This is a genomic window from Rhodococcus sp. IEGM 1370 (assembly GCF_033142325.1).
GTDB lineage: Bacteria > Actinomycetota > Actinomycetes > Mycobacteriales > Mycobacteriaceae > Rhodococcoides.
Genome location: NZ_JAWLRY010000004.1, coordinates 12,632 through 38,630, shown reverse-complemented (window position 1 = coordinate 38,630; position 25,999 = coordinate 12,632). Strand labels below are relative to the sequence as shown.

Genomic DNA, 25,999 nt, shown 5'->3' with positions numbered 1-25,999 from the left:
CACGTAACGCGGGAAACAGACTCGTGACCGCAGAACATACCGACGCAATAACTTCCCTTTACTGTTCGCAATCGCGAATACAACTCCGTATACAAAACCTCCGAAAGGGCCGTAGATGCCTGCTGTCTCGAAGCGCATGTCCTTCAAGCGCGTCATGGTCGTTCCCGCAGCGCTGGCTGCATTGAGCCTCGTTGCCACCGCCTGCGGAAGCAAGGCGAGCGATACCGCCTCTGCCGACGGCGGCGGCGGTTCTGCCGCCTCGTGTGTCGACACCTCCGGTGACACCATCAAGGTCGGCTCGCTCAACTCCCTGTCCGGCACCATGGCGATCAGCGAAGTGACGGTGCGTGATTCGATCGCACTGGCCGTCGAGCAGATCAACGCAGCGGGCGGCGTCAACGGCAAGCAGATCGAGGTCGTCGCCGAGGACGGCGCGTCCGAGCCGACGGTGTTCGCCGAGAAGGCCGAGAAGCTCATCAGCAGCGACTGTGTCGCAGCGGTTTTCGGTGGATGGACCTCGTCGTCGCGGAAGGCCATGCTGCCCGTGTTCGAGGACAACGACGCTCTCCTCTACTACCCCGTGCAGTACGAGGGACTCGAGGCGTCGGACAACATCTTCTACACCGGAGCCACCACCAACCAGCAGATCATCCCGGCCCTGGACTATCTCAAGGAGCAGGGCGTCAAGTCCCTCTACCTCGTCGGTAGCGACTACGTCTTCCCGCAGACCGCCAACCGCGAGATCAAGGCCTACGCGGCCGCGAACGACATCGAGATCAAGGGCGAGGACTACACCCCGCTCGGCTCGACGGACTTCTCCACCATCGTCAACAAGGTCCGCTCGGCCGACGCGGACGCGGTGTTCAACACCCTCAACGGCGATTCCAACGTCGCGTTCTTCCGCGAGTACACCAATGCCGGCCTCAAAGCTGCTGACATGCCGGTCATCTCGGTCTCCATCGCCGAGGAAGAGGTCGCCGGCATCGGTGCGGCCAACATCGAGGGCCAGCTGACCGCCTGGAACTACTACCAGACCGTCGACAGCCCCGAGAACACCAAGTTCGTCGCCGACTACAAGGCGAAGTACGGTGCCGACAAGCCCACCTCGGACCCGATGGAAGCCGCGTACACCTCGGTCTACCTGTGGAAGAACACCGTCGAGAAGGCCGATTCCTTTGCCGTGGCGGACGTTCAGGCCGCGGCCGACGGAGTCAGCTTTGCCGCTCCCGAGGGCGAGGTCGTCATCGACGGCGACAACCACCACATCTCCAAGACCGCCCGTATCGGTGAGATCCGCGCCGACGGACTGATCTACACGGTGTGGGAGTCCCCCGAGCCCATTGCACCCGACCCGTTCCTCGAGACCTACGACTGGGCCTCCGACCTCAACTGACCACCACCCATGTGAGTGGAACTTCGTAGCCTGCTACGAAGTTCCACTCACATGCTCCGAAGGAGCTCCCCTATGGACGTCGTGATCGGACAGTTGTTCACCGGCCTGTCGATCGGATCCATTCTCTTGCTCGCCGCCCTCGGACTCTCACTGACGTTCGGTCAGATGGGCGTCATCAACATGGCGCACGGCGAGTTCATCATGGCCGGTTCGTACACGGCCTACGTGGTGCAGCAGATCGTCTCCACCGGCGGCGCATCACTGTTCATCTCTCTGATCGTCGGCTTCCTCGTCGGCGGCGCCATGGGAGTGTTGTTGGAGGTCACGCTGATTCAGCGTATGTACCACCGACCACTGGACACCCTGCTCGTCACGTTCGGCGTCGGGCTCATCCTGCAGCAGCTCGCTCGCGACATCTTCGGGGCACCGGCGGTCAACGTCGTGTCCCCGGGTTGGCTGACCGGCGGCGTCGACATCCTCGGTGCCGTGGTGCCCAAGACCAGAATCTTCATCCTCGTCCTCGCGGTGGTCGCCGTTGTCGCGCTGTCGATCGCGCTGAAGAAGACCGCGATGGGTCGACGCATCCGCGCGGTGGTGCAGAACCGCGATCTCGCGGAGACCTCGGGCATCTCGAGCCGCAGGACCGACATCTCGACGTTCTTCCTCGGCTCCGGTCTCGCCGGCGTCGCCGGTGTCGCACTCACCCTGATCGGTTCCACCAGTTCCACTGTGGGACAGAGCTATCTGATCGACGCTTTCCTGGTGGTCGTCGTCGGCGGCCTCGGCCAGATCAAGGGCGCGGTCATCGCGGCCTTCGCTCTGGGAATTCTCAACTCGTTCATCGAGTACAGCACCACGGCGTCGATCGCCAAGGTCATCGTGTTCGTGCTCATCGTGATCTTCCTGCAGGCCCGACCGCAGGGCTTGTTCGCCGTCAAGACAAGGAGCCTGGTATGAGCGAGTTCATCGCCAAGCGCGGCGCTCTACTGGGATTCGCGCTCGCCGCGATTCTGTTGTTCGCCGTCGCTCCGGCCGTCCTCAGCGACTTCCGGCTGAACCTGCTGGGCAAGTTCATCTGCTACGCCATCGTGGCCGTCGGAATCGGATTGGCATGGGGCCGAGGCGGAATGCTCACCCTCGGTCAGGGTGTCTTCTTCGGTATCGGTGCCTACATCATGGCCATGCACCTGAAGATCTCCGACGCCGATCTCCGCGGCGACGACGTACCGGACTTCATGTCGATCGCCGGTATCCGTGAACTGCCCTCGTACTGGGTGCCGTTCACCTCGCCGATCACCACGATCCTGGGCATTCTGTTCGTGCCGGCCCTGGTGGCGCTGGTGCTCGGTCTCGGCGTGTTCAAGCGTCGGGTCAAGGGCGCGTACTTCGCGATCCTCAGCCAGGCACTGGCCGCAGCGTTCGCGATTCTGCTCATCGGCCAGCAGACCACCGGTGGATCCAACGGCCTCAACAGGTTCCGCACCTTCTTCGGGTTCAACCTCAACGACCCGGCCAACAAGCAGATGCTGTTCTTCATCGCTGCAGGCGTACTCCTCGTTGTCGTCGCTATCACCCGCCAGCTGATGTACTCGCGCTACGGCGAACTGTTGGTGGCGGTACGCGACCAGGAGGAGCGGGTGCGGTTCCTCGGCTACGACCCCGCCAACGTCAAGATCGTGGCCTACGTGGCGGCGGCGTTCTTCGCGGGTCTCGCAGGCGCGCTGTTCGTTCCGATCGTCGGCATCATCTCCCCCAACGACGTCGGCATCGTCCCGTCCATCGCGTTCCTCATCGGTGTCGCGATCGGCGGTCGTACCACCCTGCTCGGCCCGGTTCTCGGCGCGCTCGGCGTCGCCTGGGCTCAGACCACGCTGTCCGAGCAGTTCCCGTCCGGCTGGACGTACGCGCAGGGGCTGCTGTTCGTGGTGGTCGTCGGGTTCTTCCCGGCGGGTGTCGCCGGTGTGTTCGCGCTGCGCAAACGCAAGAAGCAACCCGATCCCCAACCCGAGTCGAGCGACGAGCCAGAGAAGGAACTCGCACGATGATCCACGTCGAAGGTCCACAACCCACGTTCGGCGGCAACGCCGGCATGTCGAGTCAGTACCTCGAAGTCCGAGACCTGACAGTCAGTTTCGACGGTTTCAAGGCCAACACCAACGTCGATCTGACGCTGATGCAGGGCGATCTGCGTTTCCTCATCGGGCCCAACGGCGCCGGCAAGACCACGCTGATCGACGCCATCACCGGCCTCGTCCCGGCGACCGGCTCGGTCACCAAATCCGGCGTGGAACTGCTCGGCAAGAAGGTGCATCAGATCGCCCGCCTGGGCATCGGCCGAACCTTCCAGACGGCCAGCATCTTCGAGAATCTGACGGTATTGCAGAACCTGGACATCGCCGCCGGGTCCGGTCGGTCGGTGCTGACGATGTTGCGTCGTCGAGGATCGGTACTGCCGCAGATCGAGGAGGCTCTCGAGACCATCGGCCTGACGGCCGAGCGCGACAAGCCGGCAGGAATTCTCGCGCACGGTCAGAAGCAGTGGCTCGAGATCGGAATGCTGTTGGTGCAGAACGCCGACGTGCTGCTGCTCGACGAGCCGGTCGCCGGCATGAGTCACGAGGAACGTGAAGAGACGGGACAGCTGCTGCAGCGCATCGGCGGCGAGCGGACGGTGGTGGTGGTCGAGCACGACATGGACTTCATGCGCATGTTCGCCACCTCGGTGACGGTGTTGGCAGCCGGACGGGTCCTGGCCGAGGGCACGGTGGCCGAGGTGCAGGCGGATCCGAAGGTCCAAGAGGTCTATCTCGGTACCGCGGCTGCGGGCGAGGAACTCGATCAAATCGCAGAAGAGGGAGCCGGTCATGCTTGAACTGGTCGATGTGCGTACCGGTTACGGCCGCAGCGAAGTGATTCACGGTGCGTCGCTGACGGTTCCGGCCGACGGTGTCGCGGCGGTGATGGGACACAACGGTGCCGGCAAGACCACCCTGCTGCGGGCAGCGGTCGGGTTGCTCAAGGTCAATTCCGGCAAGGTCATGTTCGACGGCGAGGACGTGAGCGCGTTGCGCCCCAGCGCCCGCGTCGCCCGCGGGCTCGCCTATGTGCCGCAGGGCCAGCAGTCGTTCGGCCAGCTGACGACGGCCGAGAATCTGCAGGTGGTCGCCGACGGCCGCAAGCGCGGCAAGGCGCTGATCGACGAGGCACTCGATCTGTTTCCGGCATTGAAGGAATTGCTCGGTCGTAGAGCGGGATTGCTCTCGGGTGGGCAGCGCCAGCAGCTGGCGATCGCGAGGGCCCTGATCACCGAACCGCGAATGTTGATCCTGGACGAGCCCACCGAGGGTATCCAGCCGTCGGTGGTTGCCGAGATCGAACGCACCGTCATCGAACTCACTCGACGCGGCGGTCTCGGAGTGTTGTTGGTGGAGCAGCACATCGGCTTCGCTCTGGAGTCGGCGCAGAACTACTACATCCTCGAGGCCGGCCGCATCACGTCCACCGGCGTGGGCGGAGCCGAGTCCGAGGCCGACGTCCGCGCAGCCATGGCGATCTGACCGGACACATCGTGCCGCGCAAGGACCTTCGCGAGAAGGTCTATTCGTCACTGCGCCGGGATCTGATCTCCGGTGCCATCAGTTCCACCGAACGGCTCGGCGAGGAGCGTCTCGCCGAGCTGTACGGTGTCTCGCGCACTCCGGTGCGTGAGGCCTTGGCCAGATTGCAGGCCGATGGTCTCGTCACTCGCGACGACGCCGGGCTGCACGCCTATCGTCCGCGACTGAGCGACCTGCCCGATCTGTACGAGCTCCGCTCCACTCTCGAGGCTCGCGGCATCACGCGCTCGACATCCCAGTCCGTCGACCGGGCGTCGCTGTCGAACCTGTTGGACACCTGGATCGGTTTGCGGGACGACCCTCCCGGCACCACCGACGATCTGGTGTCCCTGGACGAGAACTTTCACGTCACCTTGCTGGCCGCGTCGGGTAATCCGGCTCTGACCGAGGCGCTGTGCACCGTGAACGCCAAGGTACGTCCGGTTCGGATACTCGGCGGACTCGACGCCGCAGCCGTGGTCTCGGCCATCGATCAACACATCGACATCGTCGAACGCGTGCTCGCCGGGACCCTGGACTCGGCACTGGAACTGCTACTCGCCCATATCGATTCATCACGCGATCGAGTGGTCGCGCGGGCGCAGCAGGCGGCGGCGCTGGCCGGCGCGGTCCGTATCTGATGCGTCAGCCGCGACCCGAGAGAATCCGATCGATGTCGTCGAGCACGGTCTGCCCACCCATGGGCCCGACTCCGGTGATCCAGTAGGACATGTCCACCGCGTGTGGGTTCGGCAGGATCGAGGCGTTGGCGGTGATCGACGCCGGAATTGCCGCGGGGTCCGACGGGTCGGTGGCGGTGACGACGATCAGATCCGCTGCCGCCTGAGCCGCCAGCTCCGGCGAGATGTCGACCGAGATCTCGTCCGCCCATTCCGGCCGCGGCGGAGTGGTGAAGCCGGCACATTCGAGGGTGCTCCCGGCGAACGACGACGGCCCGTACAGGGTCAGCTCACCGTTGCGCGGCCTGATCAGTTGTGCCGTCTGCCCGGCAGTGTCGAATTCCTCGGAGATCTCCACACACCGGTCGTCGTAGTCGGTGAGCAGTTCCTCGGCGTCGTTCTCCTTGCCGAGAGTGCGCCCGACGAACCTGACGTTCTCGCGCCACGGATCGGACTGGGATGCCATGAACACCGTCGGTGCAATGGCGGCGAGTTGGTCGTAGTACTCGGCGTGTCGAGTCTCCGTGCCCAGGATCAGATCTGGTTGCAGGGCCGCGATGTCCTCGATGGTCGGTTCGGCAACCGTACCGACGGTCGCGATGTTCGCCGCTTCGGTACCGAGGTACGACGGCACGCCGCTCGTCTCGCTGAGCACGGCGGTGCCGACGGGCATTACGCCGAGGGCGACGGTGGTGTCGAGCTCGACCGGCTCGAGGGTGACGATCCGCAGTGGGGTCTCGGGAACGTCGACCGTTCCCCGGACGGTCTCGATCGATCTCGTGGCGCCGCCTGCGCTGTCGGGGGCTGCGTCGGTGGACGAGCACGCCGTCGCAGTCACTCCGAGGGCGGCGATGGTGAGCGCGAGGGCCGTGATGCGGGCATGGGAGTTCGTCAAGGGTCCTCCGAGGAAAAATTGTGCTGGATGACAAAAAGGGTAGCCTAGCCTTCTACGCCCCGGTGACGTGCGGCCGGGCAGTCGGTACGGTGTGGCTGTGACCACACCACGCATTCCGTCCGGTACCGCCAGAACCCTCGGGCCCATCAACTGGGTCATCTGCAAGGTGATCGCCAAGGGTGCGGGGGTGCCCAATCCTCACTTGTTCACCACCCTCGGGCGCACCGGTGGGCTGTATCGGGCATGGCTGTTCTACAGCGGCCACCTGATGCCCGGCGGGAAGATCTCACGCAAGGAAACCGAAATGGTGATCCTGCGCGTGGCGCACCTGCGCGATTCCGCCTACGAGATGGACCATCACATCCGGCTGGGCAAGCGGGCGGGCATCGACCGCGATCTGCTCGAGCTGATCAAGACCGGACCCGACGCACCGGGACTGTCGACGCGGTATCGGACCATCCTCACTGCGGTCGACGAACTCATCGCCACCAAAATTCTCTCCGACGCGACCTGGAATCAACTCGCCACCCAGTTCGACGAGCGACGACTCATCGAATTCGTCCTGCTGGTCACTCAATACGACGGCCTGGCAACCACTCTCGGCGTTCTGCGGGTGGAGCGGGACTACGGCGACCGGCCTCCGCGACCATGATCGACTCTGCCGAGACCGCATTGCACCGCGCACTCGAGATGATCGAGCCCGAGGTGCTGCGGGGGCTGGCGCACACCGACGGCGGGTACGTCGAACTCTTGCCGAACGTGCCCGCACCGAATCCGTCGCCGGCCAGCATTGCGATGAACAACCGCGTGGTGGCGGCGATCTACGAGAAGGTGTGGCGCCCGTTCGGTGTATCGATGATGGGCGTCGCCGGCATGTCCATGTCGGAAGAGCGCGCGAAAGCCGTTGCCGACCTTCGATTGGACGGACCGCAACGGGTACTCGATGTCGCATGCGGGCCGGGCAATTTCACCAGGTTCCTCTCGGAGGCTCTCACCGGTGACGGGCTCGCCGTCGGGTTCGACATCTCCGAGGCGATGATCACCCGTGCCGTGCGAGACAACCGCGGCCCCCGCGCAGCGTACGTGCGGGGAGATGCCGCCCGACTGCCCTATGCCGACGGCGCGTTCGACGCCGTGTGCTGCTACGCCGCCCTGTATCTCGTTCCGCAGCCGATGACGGTGCTGGACGAGCTGATTCGCGTCGTGCGCCCGGGTGGACGCATCGCGATCATGACCAGCTGTGAGCCTCGCCCGGCACCGCTGGGTACCGTCGTCGGCTTCGGAACCGGCCTGGCCGGTGTGAGGATGTTCCCGAAGAACCTGTTCGTCGACGTATTCGAGGCGTCGGGACTGACCGAAGTCCAGCAGGACGTCCGGGGGCTGGCCCAGTTCGTCAGTGCCACGAAACAGTAACGGGCAGAGACGAACCGGACGACCCCAATTCAGCCGGCCGGTGGGGTCATCTTCTCGCGGCCTTCTTGCCGGCTGCCGCCCCGAGGCGATTGAGCGGTGCGAGCAAGTCCTGGTACCGCGGACCGAAGACGCGCGGAATCGCGTCGAACACACGGGCATCGGGGCCGATCAGCACCCGGGGCTTGTTTCGCTCGACGCCTGCGAGTATCACCTTGGCGGCTCGCGTCGGGGTGGTGAGCGCGATTTGCTGGAAGCGGCGCGAGGCCTCGTCCGGGGTGCCGAGATCGTCCATTCCGCGGGCGTTGGCCACGATGTTGGTCTTGATGCCGCCCGGGTGAACGCACGTCACTCCGACGGGATGTCGGGCGACCTTCATCTCCTGACGCAACGCCTCGGTGAAGCCTCGAACGGCGAACTTCGCCGAGTTGTACGCGCTCTGGCCGGGAATACCCATCAGGCCGAACACGCTGGAGACGTTGACGAGGTGGCCGTTACCGGAATCGATCAACGCCGGCAGAAAAGCTTTGGTGCCGTTGGCCACTCCCCAGAAGTCGATGTTCATGACCCACTCGAAATCGTCCCAGGTCATGTCCACCACGTCGGCACCCAATGCGACACCGGCATTGTTGGCGACGAAGTTGACCCGACCGAAATCTGCGATGACGGCGTCGGCATGCGAGTAGACCGCAGCCCGGTCCGATACGTCCAACTGGTACGGCACCGTCCTGGCCCCGATCTTCTCGCACAGGACCACGGTCTCGCCCAGTCCTTCTCCGTCGATATCGGACAGCGCGAGTTGTGCTCCACGGTTCGCCAGATTCAGCGCGAGCGCCCGACCGATCCCCGAACCTGCACCGGATACGACGGCTACCTTGTTCTCGAAATTCTTCATGTCCGCACTTCTTCCGCGTTCTGCTTGTCGGTACCGGCTCCGGTCGGGAGCAGGGATTGATACTCGGCCGGGTCGAACTTCTCCGTGCCGAGCCAGTGACTCCTCATCGCCGATCGTTCGGCGGCACGACTCCGGTCAGCCTCCACAGCGCCGCGGTGACGGTGCCGTCGAGCATGCCGGCCGACTGCAGGAAGGCGACGGTGTTCGCGGAGTCCCGTCGTCGGATCTCCACTCGTCGACGCCGCGACGCGAACGCGCCCCGAACAGGGCCGATGCCGATGGAGCGGTACACCTCGAACGACACACCGAGACGGAGAATCACGTTGGCCAGGACGGCCAGGAGGACGCGGTTGTACGCGCGCGCCACTGCATTCGACTTGCTCTGAGCTGCAACCACTTCCGAGCGAGCGAAGGCAAAACGGTCGGCACTCTCGAGCCGGTGGATCTTCACCGCCTGCCGAACGTGGGGTTCGATGCCGGGATCCGTCACCGCAGCGGCCATCGACCGGGAGAAGGTCTCCTCGACCAACAGGGTGGATGCGTGCGACGCCGCACCGAGCGGCAGGAAGCCCAACAGTTTGACGGCAGTGGTCGTGCCCCGTGGCGGCTTGTAGGGAGCCAGGTCCGTGGCGCGCACCAGCCGTCCGAAGGTGATCGTGGTTCGTGAACTGCCCGCGACCTCGTCGAATGCATTGCGAGACGCAGCGCTGTTGAGCCCCTCCTCCGCTGCCCGTCTGAGTTGGTTACCGGTCAGCATCGCCGTCAGGTACGCCACCGTGCTCCATCTGCTCACCGCCTCGTGCAGGGCCAGGGTGCGCTTGTCCTGCTGGGCCAGCCTCGCCCACAGCCGAGTGCCGTGCAACGTCACCGAATCGAGGGGAAGTGCGAAATCATCACTCTGCCAGGGGGATTCCCAGTCGATATCGACATGGGGATCGTACTGCACCGCCGACGATCTCGGACTCATGCCAGATCGTCCGGCATGGCGCGGGTCATCTTCCACAGGCGACGGGTGACGACACCGTCGCACATTCCGGCGTCGGCGAAGAAGCGGATCATGGGCTCGGAGAAGAACTGCATGTTGGTCTTGTACGTGGGGCTGGCCATCGCGGTGACGATTCCGCGAATCGGGTTGATACCGACGGATCTGTACACCTTGGGGTTGATCAGGGCCAAGTACGTGAAATTGGCGATCGTCGCGAGGATGACGCGGTGGACGGCACGGTTCACCCGATTCGTCGCGTTCATCGCGCGCACCATTTCCTCACGCGCGTAGGTGATGTGACGTGATTCCTCGATGACGTGGATTCGCATCATCTGGCGTAGGTGCGGCTGCATCTCGGGATCGTTCTGGGCTTCCCGCTGCGCTCGATCGAGCACCTCTTCGATGAGCAGCACTCCACCGTAGGTTGCCGGTCCCAGTGGCAGAAATTGCCCGAGCTTCCCCATGAGCAGGGCGGGCTTGGGCATCAGATACGGAGTCAGCCCGGTCTTTTCGATCAGCTTCCCGAACATGATCGAATGGCGGGATTCCTCGCCGATCTCGGCTATCGAATACAACGAATGATCGGAGAACGCGCCTCTGCCGAAGACTCGGAGCAGGTTCGCGCTGAGCATCCCTTCGGCGTAGATCCCGAACGAGAGAATGCTGACGATCTCGTGCCGGCCCAGTTCGCGACGCTGCTCTTCGGTCAGCTTGTCCCACAACCTGGTTCGGTAGAGCGAGATGCGGTGCTCTGGCATCCATCGAAGGCCTTCGACCACCGGAGAATCCCAGTCGATGTCGACTTCGGCGTCGTAGAACTTGTTGGCAGTCGATTTCAGCAGCCGACGCGCGGTCTTGTCCCGTGGTCCCACCGTCCGTGCCCGCGCCACAGACAGGTCCTCGGTTGCCAACCGGGTCGATACCGACGGCCTTGCCGCCGCAGACGCCGAGCCATCGACTCCGTCACCGAACAGTGCACGCTTCACAACCGATCCCCCTCGCGATCGACGACTCCCCCGAGACCACATCTATCCGAAACTCACGGTAGCCAGTACCGGCGGTAGTAGGTAATGTACGAAGTGTGGTTCAAGTCACCGGACGTGTCAACCCCGAGAAGGGGCGGCGCTCGACACCGTGCAAGAAGATCGATGCGCGCACCGAACGCTGGCGTGAGCACCGGCTAGCGGTGCGACGAGAGTTCGTCGCCGCCGCTCTGGTCGCCATCGACGAGCACGGTCCGAACGTCAGCATGGGCGACATCGCGAAGGCTGCAGGCACCGCCAAGCCCAAGCTGTATCGGCATTTCGCCGACCGATCCGATCTCTACGCCGCAATAGTCGAGCATGTCCAGACAATGCTGTGGGAGACCATCATGAGCACGGTGGACCTGCTCGAGGATTCGGTCTCCGAGCTCATCGATCGCAGTGCCGCCGGCTATGCCTCGGTGGTCGCAGACCACCCCAACCTGTTTCGGTTCCTCGTCCACGGCCACTTTCTGGCCCGCACGAGCGGCCGAAAGTCGGAGGCGTCGTCGTCGGACCCGGCGTTGGAGTCCGCGCGTGCCGCATCCGACAGCGTGGCGCGAGCTCTGGCCGACGCCGTCCGAGGACCGGGCGTCGACACCGCGACGGTGGAGATGATCTCGTACTCGACGTTCGGTGCCGTGGCGACTGCGACGGACTGGTGGCTCGGAGGTTCGGACGACCATCGGCCCGCCATGTCCATCGACGCGTTCACCACACATCTAGGCCGTGTCTCCTAAAAGGGTGATGTGGCGCGACCACCGAAAAACCGCATGTAGAAGCGCGCCCGCCCGGTACGTCAACGCCAGTTTGTCGTACCGGGTCGCCAATGCTCGCCACTGTTTGACGGCGTTGAAGGACCGCTCGACGACGTTGCGGCCCTTGTATTTAGCGGCATCGAACTTCGGAGGCCGCCCACCCTTGCTGCCCCGGTTCAAGCGATGCCCTTGCTGATCGCGAGGTTCAGAGATCACCGCCTCGATCCGCCGCGACCGCAGCAACGCTCGGATTGCACGCGAGGAATACGCCTTGTCGCCGAGCACCGCATCCGGGCGAGTACGCGCCGGTACCGACCCCTCCTGCTCGATCCGCAAGTGCGAGAGCAACACCGGGAGCATCGGACTGTCACCCGCCTGCCCGGCACCGACGAGCACCACCAACGGCAGACCGTTCCCCTCGGTGAGGTGATGAATCTTCGTGCTCAACCCACCACGAGAGCGGCCGATACCGTGATCATCGGGCTCGGCAAGCAGATTCATGTAATTCGACAGATCCCCCTGTGGAACGAGCGAGATTCGTGCCGTGCTGATGCGCTCGGTTGATCGTCGAATCCACCGACACCTGCCAATCCACCCCGCCACTGGCATCGGCGGCGCTCAGCAGCGCCGCGAGCACTCGGTCCCACGTCCCGTCACCGGCATAACGTCGGTGGCGTTTCCACACCGTCTGCCACGGACCGAACTCCGCCGGAAGATCACGCCACGCCACCCCCGCCCGATATCGGTACGCGATACCCTCGACCACCAGCCGGTTGTTCCGAAACGCCCGACCCCGAAGACCATCGAACGAAGGCAACAACGGCTCGATCAAACCCCACTGCTCATCGGTGAACATCTGCAATCTCGACACGAGAAACATTCTCGAGCACAACCACACTCGCATCTAGGAGACACGCCCTAGCCGCCATCGTGCGCGGTCTCGTCGAGTCCTCGTGTGCACTCACCGGCATCGACATCCGATCCGATCGACCCCTGCACGTTGCGTTCGTTCGCGAGGAAGGAAACGAGAACCTGTGAGCGATCTTTCCGGAAAGCCCGACTACCGAGGCCCGGCAGTGCTGGCGTTCGACACCCCAGCAGCCGAGTTCGAGGTGCAGATCGATCTACGCGGGCACTCTCAACCCATCGACGGCATCTTTCGTTGGTACGGCCGCGTCCGGCCGCACGAAGAGCTGCGAGAGTTCATGGACGCTGCAGGCAGCAGCCGCAAGGGCAGGCTCAGCACCGACAGCGGCGAGGCGGCCGTACTGGTGAGCGACGTGGACTTCTGGGGCCGATATCGCCTGCAGGGCACAGGAATGCCGCCGTATCCCGTCGAGCCCGAGACCGACCGGGACAGCGACGTCGGTGCCATCGATGCGGGTGCGCCCTCTCCCGAATCCCGGGCTCTGCAACGCGCTCTGGCGCTGATCGAACCTGCCGAGTTGCGCGGCACCGCCGACACGACCGACGGCTACGTGGAGCTGCTGGGCGGCACGCCCGCACCCTCGCCGACTGCCGCGAGTCGCGCCATGAACAACCCGGTGGTCGCGTCCATCTACGAAAAGCTGTGGCGGCCCGCCGGTGTCGCCATGATGGGGGTCGGCGGCATCTCGATGTCCGCCGAACGCGCCAAGGCCGCGGCGGACCTGCGACTGTCCGGAGACATGAGAGTGCTGGACGTGGCCTCCGGGCCCGGGAATTTCACCAAATACCTCTCGAACCACCTCAGCGGAGAGGGCGTCGCCGTCGGGTTCGACATTTCCGAACAGATGATCCGCCGCGCCGTTCGAGACAACCGCGGGCCTCATGCCGCCTACGTGCGGGGAGACGCACGAACGCTGCCGTTCGCGGACAACACGTTCGACGCCGTATGTTGCTTTGCCGCACTGTATCTGATCCCGCAACCGCTCGACGTGGTCGAGGAACTCGTCCGTGTTCTGCGACCGGGCGGCCGCATCGCGATCATGACCAGCTACGGCCGCAGCGCCGCCCCGGTCAAGTCGGTGCTCGGTGCCGTATCGGGGCGTCTCGGCGTGCGCATGTTCGAGAAGGACCAGTTCACGTCGATCTTCTCGGCCGGCGGCATGACCGAGATCGAGCAGGAGGTGCGCGGCCTCGCGCAGTTCGTCAGCGCTACCAATGCCCGCGCATCGGAGAGAATCTAGGTCTTGGGACCGTAGTCGCTGACGATCCACTGACCGTCCTGGTCGGTGACCGTCACCAGCAGAAGATTCGGAACGTTGCCGGGGTCGGGCTGCTGTACGTTCTGCGTCGTCTGCTGGGCGAACACCGCCACCTTGTACTCTCCACCGGATTCGGAATCGATTGCCGCCGAGAGGACCTCACCGGTCGCCACCACCTGGGACTCGTTCATGATCGCGGTGAGTGCTTCCCGGACACCGTCGTACCTGTCCTGCAGTGACTGCGACGCCCCCTGGTCGACTCCTTCGAAGAAGGCGTCGAGGTGGCGGTAGTCGTACGTCAACGACCGTGCCGTGTACTCGGTGGCCGTGTTCAGTGCCATCTGCCGGTCCTGCTCGTGTGCACGTTCGGCTGCCAGATCGCCTGCCGCAGAATGCCACAGCACGCCGAACACCACCGCCAGCACTGCCCCCGGTACGGCCGCACCCACGACGGACCACCGGATTCGGCGTCGCCGCGTCGGGTTCTCGGGCGCAGTCGCAATCTTGTCCTCGGGCACTGCTTCTGTCTTCTTTTCGGATGCATCTACTTCGACCATGAGGGGGTCACTCCAATCAGTTCGGAATCTGGACGGACAGTTCGGCCGGTCCGCCCGGAGGGAAGACGGCCTGCAACATGTCGACGATGGAACCGGCGTCCACTCGCATCGGCTTGATGGGCGCGGTGTACGGCTTGAGAAGCGTTGCGATGAGGGCAAGGTCGGGTGACAGGGGCGTCAGATACTGATCGATCTTCGGGCCGATCTTGCCGAGTGGATCGTCCCAGACGTCCGCGCCGACGTACGAGTAGTCGTTGAAGCCCTCGAGCAGATTGGCCACACCCGAACCCGTCGCACCGACCCACGGCGCCGCGTCGGTCATGACCGGGCCGTAACCGTAGGCGTTGCGTCCGCCCTGTTGAGCGTTGTCGTAGAGCCTTCGAATCTCACCGCTCTTGTCACGCAGTGTCGCCGACAGATATCGGAAGGCCTCCACCAGGCGATCGACATCTCCTTCGCGACCGTCGATCGCTGCCGACGCGGTCTCGGTCAGCCCCTTCACGGCGTTCGTATCGAGCTGTGCAGCAAGGGAATCACCCAGGCTCAGGGCCTCACTGACGGTGATCGACGCGCGAACCTGCTCGCTGCCGATCTCGTCCCCGTCCGCCAGGTCGGGACCCCCGGTTCCTCGCGGGCGTAGATCCAGGTACTGCTCCCCGGCAGCGGACAGATTCGCAACGACCACCTCCGAGTCCGCGGGAATTCGATGGTCGGCGTCGAGGGCGAGAGTGACGTCGAGTCCGCCCGGAACCACCGCGATGCTCTCGACCCGACCGACGTGGATTCCGCGCGAGGTCACCTGCGAGGTGTCCATCAAACCGCCCGACGTATCCATGTGCACCACAACGCGGTTGGTACTCCGTGTGGGGTTCATGTCCAGTACGCCGACCGTCAGGTAGACGACACCGACAACCGTCATGGCCATCAATGCGAGGAGTGAAACGACTGTGCCCGGCCTCATCGCACGATTCCTATCCCGCGCAGGATCCCGATCATGTCGTCCGCCAGTGCACCGGCTCCGCCGTCGGTCGAGACCGAGCGCACTGCGATGTTCGGTGTCGACTCGAAGTAGGGAATCAACCGCTCGCGCAACAGGGTGTTCGCCTTCTCCATGTTCATCGGTACCGAGGAGTCGGAATTGGAGATCGCGATCAGTGCCGGTGAGATCGTCTCGACCACGCCCTCGAGTTCCGGGTACGGACCGGCGAGGACGTCACCGATGTTCTGCGACATGTACCCCAGCGTGAAGATCATGTGGACGACGCTGAACAGCACCTCGGCCAGTCCGTCCGATCGTCTCGGACCGAGTTCGAGGACACGTTCGACGCCGTCTCGCTGTGTCACGACGGTGTTCGACACCTTCTCCGCCGCTCCGAGGATTCGATCGATCTCGGGGGTGTTGTCGCCGATGTCGGTCAGTGCGATCCGCGCCGCGTTGTTGACCTTGTCGATCTCCGCCGGATCGGGAGGAATCGCGGCGTTGACGTTGTTCACCGCCTCCTGCAGCTGAACGTAGTGACCACCGGTCACCAGATTCGACACTCCTCGCAGCACGTCCTCGACGTTGTCGGCCGGAACCGTACGTTCGACCGGAATGACATCGCCGTCTCGAAGGTACGGCCCGGCGTCGCCCCCTCCGGCGCGAGTCGAATCCGCCGGCGGCTGCAGCGAGATGTAGATCTCGCCCAGAATCGACGACTGCCGAAGCTCGGCGACGGTGTCGGACGGCAGCTGCACATCGGTGGACAGGTCCACCGTCGCCACGGCGGTCGACCCCACCAGCTCGACGGTGTCGAGGACACCCGCGTCGACGCCTTCGACGATCACCTTCGCTTTTTCCGGAAGATTGAGCACGCTCGCGAATTCGATTCGCAAGGAGTACTTGTCGCCTGCCACGTAGCTGCCGGGAATCGGCAGGTCGGCCGGGTCGACGCTGCACCCGGACAGCAGGGCGACACAGCACAGCCCGGTGATCGCGCGCCTCATCGCCATCCCGCCGAACCCAGTATCAGCTGCACCAAACCGACATCGATGACATCGCCTCGTTGCTGGTCCGCCGAACACGTCGGTCTGTACTTGTTGAGCAGAGCGCAGACCTCGTTGGGAGAATTGGTGTCGATCTCGAACTGCGGCGGGTGGTAGATCACCCGACCGCTCCTGGAATCGTTGTCGTACATCGTCATCAAGTTCTCGCCTACGGTCGGCACCTGCGCCAGGATGTCCTTGATATCGCCCACCCGCCCGAGTAGTACGTCGACCACCGGCACCGCTTGGTCGAGAAATGCGTAGACCTTCTCGTCGTACTTCGCGACGTTGCGCGCCAGCGGCGGAATGAACTCGGTGGTCAGAGCGACCGTGGTGCCGAAGGACTGGGTGAACTCCGACAGCGTGATCATCCCCCGCTTCAGATTGTCGAGCAGCTTCGCCACCTCGGGCCAGCTCACCACGAACGTGTCGATCAGGCCGTCGAGGTTGTCGATCAGACGCCGCACGGTGGTGTCCTTGTCGGCAGGATCGCCGACCAGCTGCGCCAGTTGCCGAAGACTGTCGTTGAGCTGGGCACCGGAGCCACGGAGCGAATCGTCGGCCGAACGCAAGGTGTCGCCGAGGATCTCGTCGTGGTTGCCCTCGGCGTCGGCCGGACCGAGCAGATCCGACGCCAGACCCGACACGGCGTCGAGTGTGTCGCTGATTCCCAGTGGAGTTCTGGTGCGATCCAACGGAATACAACTCGACCGGTCGAACTCGGGACCGTCGATGTAGGGCTGTGTGAAGTCCACGTGCCGGTCGGTGACGATCGAATTCGACAGTGTCACGGCCCCCACCTCGGCGGGCAGCCTGAGGCTGTCGTCGATATCCATGGTGACCACCACCGCGGCGTCGCTGTTCTCGATGCGTGTCACCGTTCCGACGACCACACCGAGCATCATGACCGAATTACCCTCGTACAACCCCACCGTGTCGGTGAACTCGGCACACAGCGAGGAGTTGCCCGCACCGGGGTCGATGACCGATGTGGCGGACGCAACCGAACCGACGAGCGTGACGACGACTGCTGCCGCCACGGCGATGCGTACCGATCTGCGTCTCATCAGCACACCCTCCCCGGCAACGGAATGCACACGCCGACACCGACGACCGTGTCCTGCGACTGGTCGATCACGGGACCCTGCCCGCCGCCGATCAGAGCGGCGAGACCGTCCGAGCTTTCCTTCATGGTCGTGATCGCCCCGTCCACGTCACCCAGCTGTGCGAAGAGCTTCTGCGTGATCTCCTCTAGCTGGACGATCGACGGCTCGAGCCCCTTCTCGAATGCGACCACGGGACGGTGGAAGAGCTCGAACATTCTCCCGAGCAGGTCGAAAGCACTGACGACCTCGACGCGCTTGTCGCCGAATCCTTTGGTCAGAGTGCCGAGCTCGCGTACGAGTTCGGTGAGCATGACCCGATCGGCGGCCAACGCACCGACGTACTCGTCGGATACGACGAGTCCGCGCTCGAGTTGATCGGACCGCGTGGCGAGCGTGTCGGTGAGCGCAGACAGGTTGTCCACGATCGCGCGAGTGGACTGCGGCTGTTCGCTGACGGCCTTGTCCAACTCGGCCACGGTCTCCCGCAGCGTCGAACCGTCGATGTCGCGAACCAGCGGTGTTGCCGACTCGATCGCGTCGGACAGTTCGTAGGGCAGCTCCACCCGCTCCGGCGGAATCGGTGCCGAACCGAGCTCGCCGTCACCGTGCGAGGTGAGCATCACGTAGTGACCGCCGATCGGGGTCAACAACTTCACCGTGACGGTCGACGCATCGCCGACGAAAACATCGGAGCGAACGCTCAATTCGACGTCGACATGAGCACCGGCCAGCTCGACGGAGCGCACCGACCCGACCGCGATACCGGCAATCCTCACTTCGTCGCCCGGCTTCACCCCGGCTGCCGAGCCGAACTCCGCGGTGTAGGTCCGCTCGCCGAACGGAATCGTGTACAACGCCGCCGCGATCAGGAGCAGGACCAGAGAGGCCGCGACACCGACCGCGCCCCAGAAGAAGTGCGCTTTGTTCTCCGATTGCTCGTCACGAACGCCCTTGCGTAGTACGCGGGTCATCGGCACACCACCAAATTCTGTCCGCCGAGCACGATCTGCCCGATCCCCGGGATGTCCTGCTGTCCGCGACTGCAGGAGTACGTCTGTGCGTCCGGGTCCGGAATGCTCGCATTGAGTCCCGTCAGCAATCCCGGCGCGAGTGCCAACATCTCGGTCACCTGTTCGGTCTGCGGAAGCATTCGACGCAGTGCCCCGTCGACCGGCGCGTAGCTGTTGTCGTATGCCCGCTCGAGACCCTCCATCAGTCCCACGAACGGTCGCAGTCCGTAATTGGCCTGATCCAGCGACGCGAGCACGCCGTCCATCTGGGTGCTGAGCTTGGAGACCAGACCGTGCAGTTGTTCGAGAAGGTCTGCGACCGAGGCGGATTAGCCGCCGATCGAGTCCGAGATCTGCCCGAGGTTCTCGATCAGCAGCCCGATGATCGATTCACGCTGTACTGCGAATTGGGTGATGCGATCCACGTCGCGCAGGACCGGACCGAGTCCGGACCCGTCACCCTGAACCATCCGGAGAATGTTCTCGGTGAACTGATTGAGCTGTGCGGTGTCGAGGGTGTCGAAGATCGGCTCGAAACCGTTGAACAGCTTCGAGATGTCGAAGGACGGAATCGTTCGATCCTTGGAGATGGTTGCCCCGACCGCCAACGGGGCTCCGGTCGCCGAATCCTTCTGCACGAGTTCGACGTACCGCTGCCCCAGAAGATTCTGATACCGAACCGCAGCCTGGGTGTTCGCGAAAATCGGCCGTCGGTCTTCGATCTCGAACTCGACCCGCGCGAGGGCACCGTCGAGTTCGACCGAGGACACCTTGCCGATCTGCACCCCGGACATGCGCACGTCGTCGCCCACGTACAAGCCCGACACGTCGTCGAACTCCGCGCCGTAGGACGACAGCGGTCCGCCGACCGGGGTGCGAAGAGCAGCGACGATGATCACCGCACACACCGCGGTCACCGTGAAGAAGACGAGCAGTTTGACCGCTGGGCCCGCTACCTTCTTCATCCGTTCGCCTCCTCGTGTGCGGCAACGGCTCCGGCCAGATTGGGCATGGTTTCGACTATCAGATCGAGTTGCAGCTGAGGCTTCCCGTCGACGACGGGAAATGCGTCGGAGATACCGTCGAGCACCTGCGGCACTCGGTCGTAGCTGGGTGCCAATGTGCCGATCGACGCGGTGATGGGCACCAGCAGGTCCAGCACCGTGGACAGCAGCTTGGACAGGTTCGGATTGTTCGCCTTCAGCAAGTCGCCCACCGGAATCATCAGCTGATCGCTCAGACCGTCGTTGGCGGCGATGGTTCGCGCTCGGTCGGCGGGTGCCTCGACGTACACGCTCTTGTCCACCACTCCCACCACCAGATCGAGCAAGGGCGGAACCAGGTTTCCGATTCCTTCGCCCAGTTCGGCACCGCGATGCAGCTTCCAGGCCAGCGGGTCGATCTGGTTGTTCGCCATCATCTGAGCAGTGTCGAAGTACGGCTTCAGGTTTCGACTCACCTCGACGGAAGTGTTCGCGATGAGGTCCAGGAGGTGGTCCACCTGCTCGGTGTCGAGAACCTCGGTGAGGTCGGCGACTCGCCGGAAGACTCCGGTCACCGTTGCACCTCGCAGGTCTTTCGACACTTCGAGGGTCGAGATGTCGGCCAGGGGTGCCCCCGTGCCGTCGGAGACCAATTCGATTGCAGTGGAACCGAATACATTCGAGGACGAGAACTGGGCCTGCATGGTGTCGGTGAGCTCGCCGGCCTGGCTCGGATCGATTTCCAGTTGCAGCCGCTGCCGTCCGAAGCCGACGGTCTCGATGTTGTCGACCGTGCCGATGGACAGACCACGGAACTTCACCTCCGAACCGGGCGTCAGACCGTCCCCGACCGATGCTGCGTCGAGTGTCAGCTCGAAGGGCGAATCGAAGGCCCCGCGTGCGTAGGCGGTGAGGCCGCCTGTGAACACTGCCACGGCAACGGCCACCGCCAGCCCGCGCAGGCGTAGCGTGGCCGGCCCGGCCGATCGTCCCGTCAGATCGTCGAAAACTGCCATCTCTACCCCGAAATCCTTATGCCCGAGTCGAATCCCCACAGGACGAGCGTCATGATCATGTCCAGTACCACCACGGCAACGAGGCTGGCCCTGATGGCGCGGCCCGAGGCGCGCCCGACTCCCTCCGGGCCGCCCGAGGCGTAGTACCCCTGATAGCCGTGGATCAGGATGATCGTCACGACGAACACGGCGGCTTTCAGGAGTGAGAACAGTACGTCGACCGGCTGCAGGAATGCACTGAAGTAGTGGTCGTAGGTGCCCGAGGACTGTCCACCGACAACGCGAACCACCACGGCACACGACAGGTAGCTCAGAATGAGGGTCAGCAGGTAGAGCGGCACGATCGTGACGATTCCCGCGATCACCCTGGTGGTCACGACGAAGGGCATCGACTGAATCCCTTGAGCTTCGAGGGCGTCGATCTCTTCCGAGATGCGCATCGCCCCGATTTCGTCCGTCATCCGGCAGCCCGCCTGCGTCGCGAATCCGATGGCCGCGATCATCGGGGCCAGCTCGCGGGTGCTCGCGTACGCGGAGATGAACCCGGTCAACGGCTCCATCCCCACCATGCCGAGAGAGTTGAATCCCTCGATCCCGACGGACGCACCCACCGCGACCCCCAGGACGACCAGAACCGACACGGTTCCGCCACCGACGATCAATTTGCCACTACCCCAGGTGATGTCGCTGAGGATCAGCAGCATCTGACGCCGATAGGAGCGGACGGTATGGGGTATCGCGGCGAGAACCTTGACGCAGAACGTCAGTTGATGGCCCAGCATTTCGAGTACGTCGAACGGCCTGCGCCCGAGGTATCTCACCCCGCGGGTGAGGTGAGCGGTGCCGTGCACGGTGTAGCGCGAAGGAGTTGCCATCTCAGCCCAACTTCTGCGTCATGAACATCGCGACCAACTGCGTGATCACGACGTTGACGGTGAATGCGGACACCACACCGAGCACGACGGACGCGTTGACCGCGTTGGCTACCCCGCGCGGTCCGTGGGCGGCGGACAACCCTCGCTGGCAGGCCACGATGATGACGATGACCCCGAATATCTCGGTCTTCACCAGGGCGACGACCAGATCCGTCACCGAGGCGAAGGACGCGAACGAGCTGATGTAGCTACCGGGCGTCCCACTCTGAAAACCGACGTTGATCGCATAGCCCGCGGCCAGTCCCATGAAGATGATGAGGATGCACAGGAACGGTGCCACCAGGAGGATGGCGGCCAGCCGTGGTGTGACCAGCCGGCGAACCGGGTCGATCCCCATGGTCGACATCGCGTCGATCTCGTCCCGGATGGTGCGCGCACCCAGATCGGCTGCCACCGCCGCGCCTGCTGCACCGCCCAACAGCAGTGCCGCGACGATCGGTGCGCCCTGGCGGATGACCCCGAGGCCACCCGCGGCTCCGGCGATGGACGTCGCACCGATCTGATCGGTGAGACTGCCGACCTGAACGGACACGATGACGCCGAACGGAATGGATACCAGTATTGCCGGCACCACCGTGACGGTGACGACGAACCAGGCCTGATCGATGGTGTCGCGCCACGGATGTCGCAGTGTGAGGATGTCGCGGACGAGGTGGAAGAAGGCCAGTACGCCCAGCTCCAGAGTTCGGCCGAACGTCCGGAATCCACTGGCAACTCCGTCGCTGACGCGTGCGAGCGTCGATGTAGGCGACGACAATTCCCCACCCCCCGGCTTCCTGTTCGGCGCGACTCCCCCGCGCAGGAACGGAAATTACCAGCCGACCGTCGACCAAGTGACGTTTTCTTCACTTACCGAGCTATGACAAGTCACAGACTTCGCCGGGCCGCGTGAAGGTTCCGAGAAGCGACCGGGCCGAGGGGCACCGACGACAACGGCGGCGACCACCGAAGTGGTCGCCGCCGTTGGTTCTTGCGGTGAAGATCAGAAGTTGATCATGTGCCCTGCGAGGCCGTGGATCGCTTCCTGCAGTGCTTCCGACAGCGTCGGGTGCGTGTGGACGTTGCGGGCCAGTTCGTTGACCGTGAGGTCCCACTTCTGGGCCAAGGTCAGCTCGGGTAGCAGCTCGGAGACGTCCGGTCCGATGAGGTGGCCACCGAGAAGCTCGCCGTGCTCGGTATCAGCGATGAGCTTGACGAAGCCCGTCGCATCTCCCAGGCCGTGCGCCTTGCCGTTGGCAGCGAACGGGAAGTTCGCGACCTTGATGTCGGACCCACGAGCCTGCGCTTCTTCGCGGGCCTGATCCTCGGTGAGACCGAAGCTCGCGACCTGCGGCTGGCAGAACGTCGCACGCGGCATCATCCGGTAGTCGTCGATCGGCAACGTCTCTGCGCCGCCGATGGTTTCGGCAGCCACGACCGCCTGCGCCTCCGCCACGTGGGCGAGCTGCAGCTTGGCCGTGACATCGCCGATGGCGTAGATGTGCGGCACGTTGGTCTGCATCGTGTTGGTGATGCCGATGGCACCGCGATCGGTGAGCTCCACGCCGGTCTTCTCCAGGCCGAATCCGTCGACGCGGGGCGCGAAACCGACGGACTGCATCACCTTGTCGACGGTGAAGGTCTCGCTCTCACCGGACTTGTTGTGCTTGATCTCGACGGTGACCTTCGAGCCGTCGTCGTCGATGCTCTGCACACCTGCGCCGGTGATGACCTTGACGCCCAGCTTCTTGTACTGCTTCTCGATTTCCTTCGAGACGTCCTTGTCCTCGTTCGGAAGCGCGCGATCGAGGTACTCGACGATGGTGACGTCGACTCCGTAGTTCTTCAGCACGTAGCCGAACTCCATGCCGATCGCACCGGCACCGACGATGAGGATCGAGCCCGGGAGCTCCTTCGTCATGATCTGCTCTTCGTAGGTGACGACGTTCTTGCTCAGCTCGGTACCTGGAAGCAGCTTGGTGGTGCTGCCGGTCGAGATGATCGCGTTGTCGAACGTGATCGTCTCGGTGCCCCCCTTGGTCAGCTCGACCTCGATGGTGTTGGCATCGGTGAACGTGCCCTTGCCGTCGTACTCGGGGATCTTGTTCTTCTTCATCAGGAAGTGAATGCCCTTGACGCGGCCGTCGGCGACCTTGCGGCTGCGATCGAACGCTGCGCCGAAGTCGAAGGACGCTTCACCCGAAATGCCGAACAGCTTCGCCTCTTTGGTGAAGAGGTGCGCCAGCTCGGCGTTACGGAGAAGTGCCTTCGAGGGGATGCAGCCGACGTTCAGGCAGACACCGCCCCAGTACTTCTTCTCGATGATGGCAGTGCTGAGTCCGAGTTGTGCCGCGCGGATAGCAGCGACGTACCCACCGGGACCGGCTCCGAGGACAACGACGTCATAGTGTGAGGTCACGAGTCCCCAGCGTAGTCGTGACCTCCGACGCTGTCTCGACCTGGTCTTCGTTACCAGCCGGTAGCCACGCGAGCGCCGACCGACCCGACGGCGCATCTGCTGCTAGAACTGTGGAATGGCAATCTCGGACGACCCGCACCTCTGGCTCGAAGACGTCACCGGCGAGGAGGCTCTCGATTGGGTCCGCACTCGTAACGGGGTGACCGTCGAGGAACTGGCCGGAGACGCGTTCGATGCCACCGAGTCCCGCATCCGCGAGGTACTCGACACCGACGCCCGCATTCCGTACGCCCGTCGCCGTGGGCAGTTCCTGTACAACTTCTGGCGCGACGCCGAACATGTCCGCGGCCTGTGGCGTCGAACGACGATGGACGAGTACCGAACCGAGAATCCGGTGTGGGACGTGCTGCTCGATCTCGATGCGCTGGCCGGCAGCGAGGACGAGAACTGGGTGTGGGGTGGCGCGCAGGTGCTGCGTCCCGATCAACGACTGGCACTGGTGACGCTCTCCCGCGGCGGGGCCGACGCGACGGTGGTCCGTGAGTTCGATCTCGACTCCCGCACCTTTCGCGCCCCGGAGGACGGCGGATTCGCCCTACCGGAGGCCAAGACCGACGTAGGTTGGATCGACGCCGACACCGTCTTCGTGGGAACGGATTTCGGACCCGGTTCGCTGACCGAATCGGGCTATCCGCGTATCACCAAGCGGTGGCATCGCGGCACCCCGCTCGCCGACGCCGAGACCGTGTACGAGGGTGCAGCACAGGACATCTCGATCTCCGCCTGGCACGACCGGACCCCCGGATTCGAGCGCGACTTCGTCCAGCGTGCCACCGACTTCTACAACTCCGAGACCTACGTGTTGGACGGTTCGGCCCTCACCCGGATCCTGACGCCGACGGACGCGTCGACCTCGGTGCACGAGAACTGGTTGCTGATCCGCACGATGACGCCGTGGACGGTCGGCGACCGAACCTATCCGGCCGGCGCGCTGCTCGCTGCAGATTTCGACGAGTTCGTCTCCGGCACAATCGCTCTGACGGTTCTCTTCGCCCCGAACGCGCACACGTCACTGCACCAGTACGCGTGGACCGAGAATCACCTGCTGCTGGTGACGCTGCAGGACGTACGGACGAAGTTGCACGTGCTGACCCCCGGCGCGAAGGAGTGGGACGTCAGCACGATCGACGGGCTGTCGGACCTGACGTCCACCGAGATCGTCGGCACCGACGCCGAGGAGAACGGTGACGAGTACTTCCTCTCGTCGTCCGGCTACCTGACACCGGCGACACTGCTGGTGGGCACGGTGGGCGGCGAGCTCGAAGTCCTCAAACAGGCTCCGGCGTTCTTCGACGCCGACGGCCTGACGGTGGAGCAGTTCTTCGCCCGGTCCGACGACGGTACCGACATCCCGTACTTCGTCGTCCGACGCGCGGATTCCGGACCCGGACCGACGTTGCTCTACGGTTACGGCGGCTTCGAGATCTCGATGACACCCGGCTACAGCGGTGCAACCGGACGCGCGTGGCTCGAACGTGGTGGCACCTACGTCGTCGCCAACATCCGCGGCGGCGGCGAGTACGGACCGTCGTGGCACACCCAGGTACTGCGTGCCGGACGCCATCTGGTGCACGAGGACTTCGCCGCTGTCGCACGCGACCTCGTCACCCGAGGCATCACCACCACCGAACAGTTGGCCGCTCAGGGCGGCAGCAACGGCGGCCTGTTGATGGGCATCATGGTGACGAAGTACCCGGAACTGTTCGGCGCGTTGGTATGTCAGGTCCCACTACTGGACATGAAGCGGTACCACCTGCTGCTCGCGGGCGCGTCCTGGGTGGCCGAGTACGGCAATCCCGACGACCCGGACGAGTGGGAGTTCATCTCGCAGTACTCCCCGTACCAGAACGTGGTCGCCGCATCCGAGCGTCGGTATCCGCCGATTCTGATCGCCACGTCCACCCGCGACGATCGCGTCCATCCGGGACACGCACGCAAGATGGCCGCTCGGTTGGCCGAACTCGGTCAGGACGTGAGCTACTACGAGAACATCGAAGGTGGGCACGGCGGGGCGTCGGACAATGCGCAGTTGGCGTTCAAGACGGCATTGACCTACGAATTTCTGTGGCGGCACCTCGCTCGCAGCTGA

General features: G+C 64.2%; 26 protein-coding genes and 1 pseudogene. 11 read left to right on the top strand and 16 right to left on the bottom strand.

The genetic code is table 11. The annotated features are described in order from the left end of the window. Positions 1-115: 115 nt before the first annotated feature. The 6 genes from urtA to R4P47_RS08355 all read left to right on the top strand — a co-directional run bounded on the left by urtA (position 116) and on the right by R4P47_RS08355 (position 5,630). Complete coding sequence (gene urtA / locus R4P47_RS08380) at positions 116-1,393, top strand: urea ABC transporter substrate-binding protein (RefSeq protein ID WP_300521090.1); 1,278 nt, start codon at positions 116-118, stop codon at positions 1,391-1,393. 72 nt (positions 1,394-1,465) lie between these two features. After that, on the top strand, positions 1,466-2,350 hold the full coding sequence (gene urtB / locus R4P47_RS08375; RefSeq protein WP_037186827.1) for an urea ABC transporter permease subunit UrtB: 885 nt from the start codon (positions 1,466-1,468) through the stop codon (positions 2,348-2,350). Further along, on the top strand, positions 2,347-3,438 hold the full coding sequence (urtC, locus tag R4P47_RS08370; RefSeq protein ID WP_094687888.1) for an urea ABC transporter permease subunit UrtC: 1,092 nt from the start codon (positions 2,347-2,349) through the stop codon (positions 3,436-3,438). Before urtB ends, urtC begins: the two co-directional genes overlap by 4 nt. Continuing rightward, complete coding sequence (gene urtD / locus R4P47_RS08365) at positions 3,435-4,265, top strand: urea ABC transporter ATP-binding protein UrtD (RefSeq protein WP_094613984.1); 831 nt, start codon at positions 3,435-3,437, stop codon at positions 4,263-4,265. The genes urtC and urtD overlap by 4 nt, the downstream gene beginning before the upstream one ends. After that, the gene (gene urtE / locus R4P47_RS08360) at positions 4,258-4,950 is read left to right on the top strand and encodes an urea ABC transporter ATP-binding subunit UrtE (RefSeq protein WP_317548368.1); all 693 of its coding nucleotides are present in this window, start codon (positions 4,258-4,260) and stop codon (positions 4,948-4,950) included. The genes urtD and urtE overlap by 8 nt, the downstream gene beginning before the upstream one ends. Before the next feature lie 11 nt (positions 4,951-4,961). Continuing rightward, on the top strand, positions 4,962-5,630 hold the full coding sequence (locus tag R4P47_RS08355; RefSeq protein ID WP_317784520.1) for a GntR family transcriptional regulator: 669 nt from the start codon (positions 4,962-4,964) through the stop codon (positions 5,628-5,630). 4 nt (positions 5,631-5,634) lie between these two features. On the opposite strand, the gene R4P47_RS08350 is transcribed toward R4P47_RS08355, so the two are convergent. Then, positions 5,635-6,564 (bottom strand): iron-siderophore ABC transporter substrate-binding protein, encoded by a 930-nt coding sequence (locus R4P47_RS08350; protein WP_317784519.1) that lies wholly within the window; start codon positions 6,562-6,564, stop codon positions 5,635-5,637. Positions 6,565-6,655: 91 nt separating this feature from the next. Between R4P47_RS08350 and R4P47_RS08345 the strand changes: the two genes are divergently transcribed. Both R4P47_RS08345 and R4P47_RS08340 read left to right on the top strand, forming a co-directional pair. Next, positions 6,656-7,216 (top strand): carboxymuconolactone decarboxylase family protein, encoded by a 561-nt coding sequence (locus R4P47_RS08345; RefSeq protein ID WP_269595107.1) that lies wholly within the window; start codon positions 6,656-6,658, stop codon positions 7,214-7,216. After that, positions 7,213-7,977: a class I SAM-dependent methyltransferase gene (locus tag R4P47_RS08340; protein ID WP_317784518.1), complete on the top strand. Its 765-nt coding sequence runs from the start codon at positions 7,213-7,215 to the stop codon at positions 7,975-7,977. The genes R4P47_RS08345 and R4P47_RS08340 overlap by 4 nt, the downstream gene beginning before the upstream one ends. Positions 7,978-8,023: 46 nt before the next feature. On the opposite strand, the gene R4P47_RS08335 is transcribed toward R4P47_RS08340, so the two are convergent. From R4P47_RS08335 to R4P47_RS08325, 3 genes are all read right to left on the bottom strand, one after another. Next, positions 8,024-8,869: an SDR family NAD(P)-dependent oxidoreductase gene (locus tag R4P47_RS08335; protein ID WP_317784517.1), complete on the bottom strand. Its 846-nt coding sequence runs from the start codon at positions 8,867-8,869 to the stop codon at positions 8,024-8,026. A gap of 103 nt (positions 8,870-8,972) precedes the next feature. Continuing rightward, positions 8,973-9,836, bottom strand: a complete 864-nt coding sequence (locus R4P47_RS08330; protein ID WP_317784516.1) for a diiron oxygenase — start codon at positions 9,834-9,836, stop codon at positions 8,973-8,975. Further along, on the bottom strand, positions 9,833-10,765 hold the full coding sequence (locus R4P47_RS08325; RefSeq protein WP_317784656.1) for a diiron oxygenase: 933 nt from the start codon (positions 10,763-10,765) through the stop codon (positions 9,833-9,835). The genes R4P47_RS08330 and R4P47_RS08325 overlap by 4 nt, the downstream gene beginning before the upstream one ends. A gap of 170 nt (positions 10,766-10,935) precedes the next feature. Here R4P47_RS08325 and R4P47_RS08320 point away from each other — a divergent pair, with 170 nt between their 5' ends. After that, positions 10,936-11,616: a TetR/AcrR family transcriptional regulator gene (locus R4P47_RS08320; RefSeq protein ID WP_317784515.1), complete on the top strand. Its 681-nt coding sequence runs from the start codon at positions 10,936-10,938 to the stop codon at positions 11,614-11,616. Here the strand turns inward: R4P47_RS08320 and R4P47_RS08315 are convergent. Continuing rightward, a pseudogene (locus R4P47_RS08315) lies at positions 11,599-12,505 on the bottom strand (IS5 family transposase). The gene R4P47_RS08320 and the pseudogene R4P47_RS08315 overlap by 18 nt on opposite strands. Before the next feature lie 163 nt (positions 12,506-12,668). On the opposite strand from R4P47_RS08315, the gene R4P47_RS08310 reads away from it, so the two are divergent. Continuing rightward, positions 12,669-13,802 carry a DUF4873 domain-containing protein gene (locus R4P47_RS08310; RefSeq protein ID WP_317784514.1) on the top strand — a complete coding sequence of 378 codons (1,134 nt, stop codon included), beginning with the start codon at positions 12,669-12,671 and terminating at the stop codon, positions 13,800-13,802. Here R4P47_RS08310 and R4P47_RS08305 read toward each other — a convergent pair. From R4P47_RS08305 to lpdA, 11 genes are all read right to left on the bottom strand, one after another. Beyond that, positions 13,799-14,377 carry a hypothetical protein gene (locus tag R4P47_RS08305; protein WP_317784513.1) on the bottom strand — a complete coding sequence of 193 codons (579 nt, stop codon included), beginning with the start codon at positions 14,375-14,377 and terminating at the stop codon, positions 13,799-13,801. The genes R4P47_RS08310 and R4P47_RS08305 overlap by 4 nt on opposite strands. A 16-nt stretch (positions 14,378-14,393) precedes the next feature. Beyond that, positions 14,394-15,338, bottom strand: a complete 945-nt coding sequence (locus R4P47_RS08300; protein ID WP_317784512.1) for an MlaD family protein — start codon at positions 15,336-15,338, stop codon at positions 14,394-14,396. After that, positions 15,335-16,369, bottom strand: a complete 1,035-nt coding sequence (locus R4P47_RS08295; RefSeq protein ID WP_317784511.1) for an MlaD family protein — start codon at positions 16,367-16,369, stop codon at positions 15,335-15,337. The genes R4P47_RS08300 and R4P47_RS08295 overlap by 4 nt, the downstream gene beginning before the upstream one ends. Beyond that, complete coding sequence (locus R4P47_RS08290; protein ID WP_317784510.1) at positions 16,360-17,469, bottom strand: MCE family protein; 1,110 nt, start codon at positions 17,467-17,469, stop codon at positions 16,360-16,362. Before R4P47_RS08290 ends, R4P47_RS08295 begins: the two co-directional genes overlap by 10 nt. Next, complete coding sequence (locus R4P47_RS08285) at positions 17,469-18,479, bottom strand: MlaD family protein (protein WP_317548358.1); 1,011 nt, start codon at positions 18,477-18,479, stop codon at positions 17,469-17,471. The genes R4P47_RS08290 and R4P47_RS08285 overlap by 1 nt, the downstream gene beginning before the upstream one ends. Continuing rightward, on the bottom strand, positions 18,476-18,784 hold the full coding sequence (locus R4P47_RS08280) for a hypothetical protein (protein ID WP_317784509.1): 309 nt from the start codon (positions 18,782-18,784) through the stop codon (positions 18,476-18,478). Before R4P47_RS08280 ends, R4P47_RS08285 begins: the two co-directional genes overlap by 4 nt. Positions 18,785-18,847: 63 nt before the next feature. Next, positions 18,848-19,483, bottom strand: coding sequence for an MCE family protein (locus tag R4P47_RS08275; RefSeq protein WP_317784508.1), 636 nt, complete (start codon positions 19,481-19,483; stop codon positions 18,848-18,850). After that, positions 19,480-20,517 carry an MlaD family protein gene (locus R4P47_RS08270; protein ID WP_317784507.1) on the bottom strand — a complete coding sequence of 346 codons (1,038 nt, stop codon included), beginning with the start codon at positions 20,515-20,517 and terminating at the stop codon, positions 19,480-19,482. The genes R4P47_RS08275 and R4P47_RS08270 overlap by 4 nt, the downstream gene beginning before the upstream one ends. Before the next feature lie 2 nt (positions 20,518-20,519). After that, positions 20,520-21,299 (bottom strand): ABC transporter permease, encoded by a 780-nt coding sequence (locus R4P47_RS08265; protein ID WP_317784655.1) that lies wholly within the window; start codon positions 21,297-21,299, stop codon positions 20,520-20,522. Between the two features lie 94 nt (positions 21,300-21,393). Continuing rightward, complete coding sequence (locus R4P47_RS08260) at positions 21,394-22,209, bottom strand: ABC transporter permease (RefSeq protein WP_317784506.1); 816 nt, start codon at positions 22,207-22,209, stop codon at positions 21,394-21,396. A gap of 225 nt (positions 22,210-22,434) precedes the next feature. After that, on the bottom strand, positions 22,435-23,850 hold the full coding sequence (lpdA, locus tag R4P47_RS08255) for a dihydrolipoyl dehydrogenase (RefSeq protein ID WP_317548354.1): 1,416 nt from the start codon (positions 23,848-23,850) through the stop codon (positions 22,435-22,437). A gap of 115 nt (positions 23,851-23,965) precedes the next feature. On the opposite strand from lpdA, the gene R4P47_RS08250 reads away from it, so the two are divergent. Further along, a complete protein-coding gene (locus R4P47_RS08250; RefSeq protein WP_317784505.1) occupies positions 23,966-25,999 on the top strand; it encodes a prolyl oligopeptidase family serine peptidase in 2,034 nt (677 codons plus the stop codon).

Excerpts from the sequence above, each read along its gene's own strand:
- R4P47_RS08270 (WP_317784507.1), bottom strand. The coding sequence starts at position 20,517 with ATGGCAGTTTTCGACGATCTGACGGGACGATCGGCCGGGCCGGCCACG.
- urtD (WP_094613984.1), top strand. The coding sequence starts at position 3,435 with ATGATCCACGTCGAAGGTCCACAACCCACGTTCGGCGGCAACGCCGGC.
- R4P47_RS08280 (WP_317784509.1), bottom strand. The coding sequence starts at position 18,784 with ATGGACGGCGTGCTCGCGTCGCTGGATCAGGCCAATTACGGACTGCGA.
- R4P47_RS08300 (WP_317784512.1), bottom strand. The coding sequence starts at position 15,338 with ATGAGGCCGGGCACAGTCGTTTCACTCCTCGCATTGATGGCCATGACG.
- R4P47_RS08340 (WP_317784518.1), top strand. The coding sequence starts at position 7,213 with ATGATCGACTCTGCCGAGACCGCATTGCACCGCGCACTCGAGATGATC.
- urtB (WP_037186827.1), top strand. The coding sequence starts at position 1,466 with ATGGACGTCGTGATCGGACAGTTGTTCACCGGCCTGTCGATCGGATCC.
- R4P47_RS08305 (WP_317784513.1), bottom strand. The coding sequence starts at position 14,377 with ATGGTCGAAGTAGATGCATCCGAAAAGAAGACAGAAGCAGTGCCCGAG.
- urtA (WP_300521090.1), top strand. The coding sequence starts at position 116 with ATGCCTGCTGTCTCGAAGCGCATGTCCTTCAAGCGCGTCATGGTCGTT.
- R4P47_RS08275 (WP_317784508.1), bottom strand. The coding sequence starts at position 19,483 with ATGAAGAAGGTAGCGGGCCCAGCGGTCAAACTGCTCGTCTTCTTCACG.
- R4P47_RS08295 (WP_317784511.1), bottom strand. The coding sequence starts at position 16,369 with ATGGCGATGAGGCGCGCGATCACCGGGCTGTGCTGTGTCGCCCTGCTG.
- R4P47_RS08290 (WP_317784510.1), bottom strand. The coding sequence starts at position 17,469 with ATGAGACGCAGATCGGTACGCATCGCCGTGGCGGCAGCAGTCGTCGTC.
- R4P47_RS08335 (WP_317784517.1), bottom strand. The coding sequence starts at position 8,869 with ATGAAGAATTTCGAGAACAAGGTAGCCGTCGTATCCGGTGCAGGTTCG.
- R4P47_RS08250 (WP_317784505.1), top strand. The coding sequence starts at position 23,966 with ATGGCAATCTCGGACGACCCGCACCTCTGGCTCGAAGACGTCACCGGC.
- urtC (WP_094687888.1), top strand. The coding sequence starts at position 2,347 with ATGAGCGAGTTCATCGCCAAGCGCGGCGCTCTACTGGGATTCGCGCTC.
- R4P47_RS08285 (WP_317548358.1), bottom strand. The coding sequence starts at position 18,479 with ATGACCCGCGTACTACGCAAGGGCGTTCGTGACGAGCAATCGGAGAAC.
- R4P47_RS08265 (WP_317784655.1), bottom strand. The coding sequence starts at position 21,299 with ATGCTGGGCCATCAACTGACGTTCTGCGTCAAGGTTCTCGCCGCGATA.
- urtE (WP_317548368.1), top strand. The coding sequence starts at position 4,258 with ATGCTTGAACTGGTCGATGTGCGTACCGGTTACGGCCGCAGCGAAGTG.
- R4P47_RS08330 (WP_317784516.1), bottom strand. The coding sequence starts at position 9,836 with ATGAGTCCGAGATCGTCGGCGGTGCAGTACGATCCCCATGTCGATATC.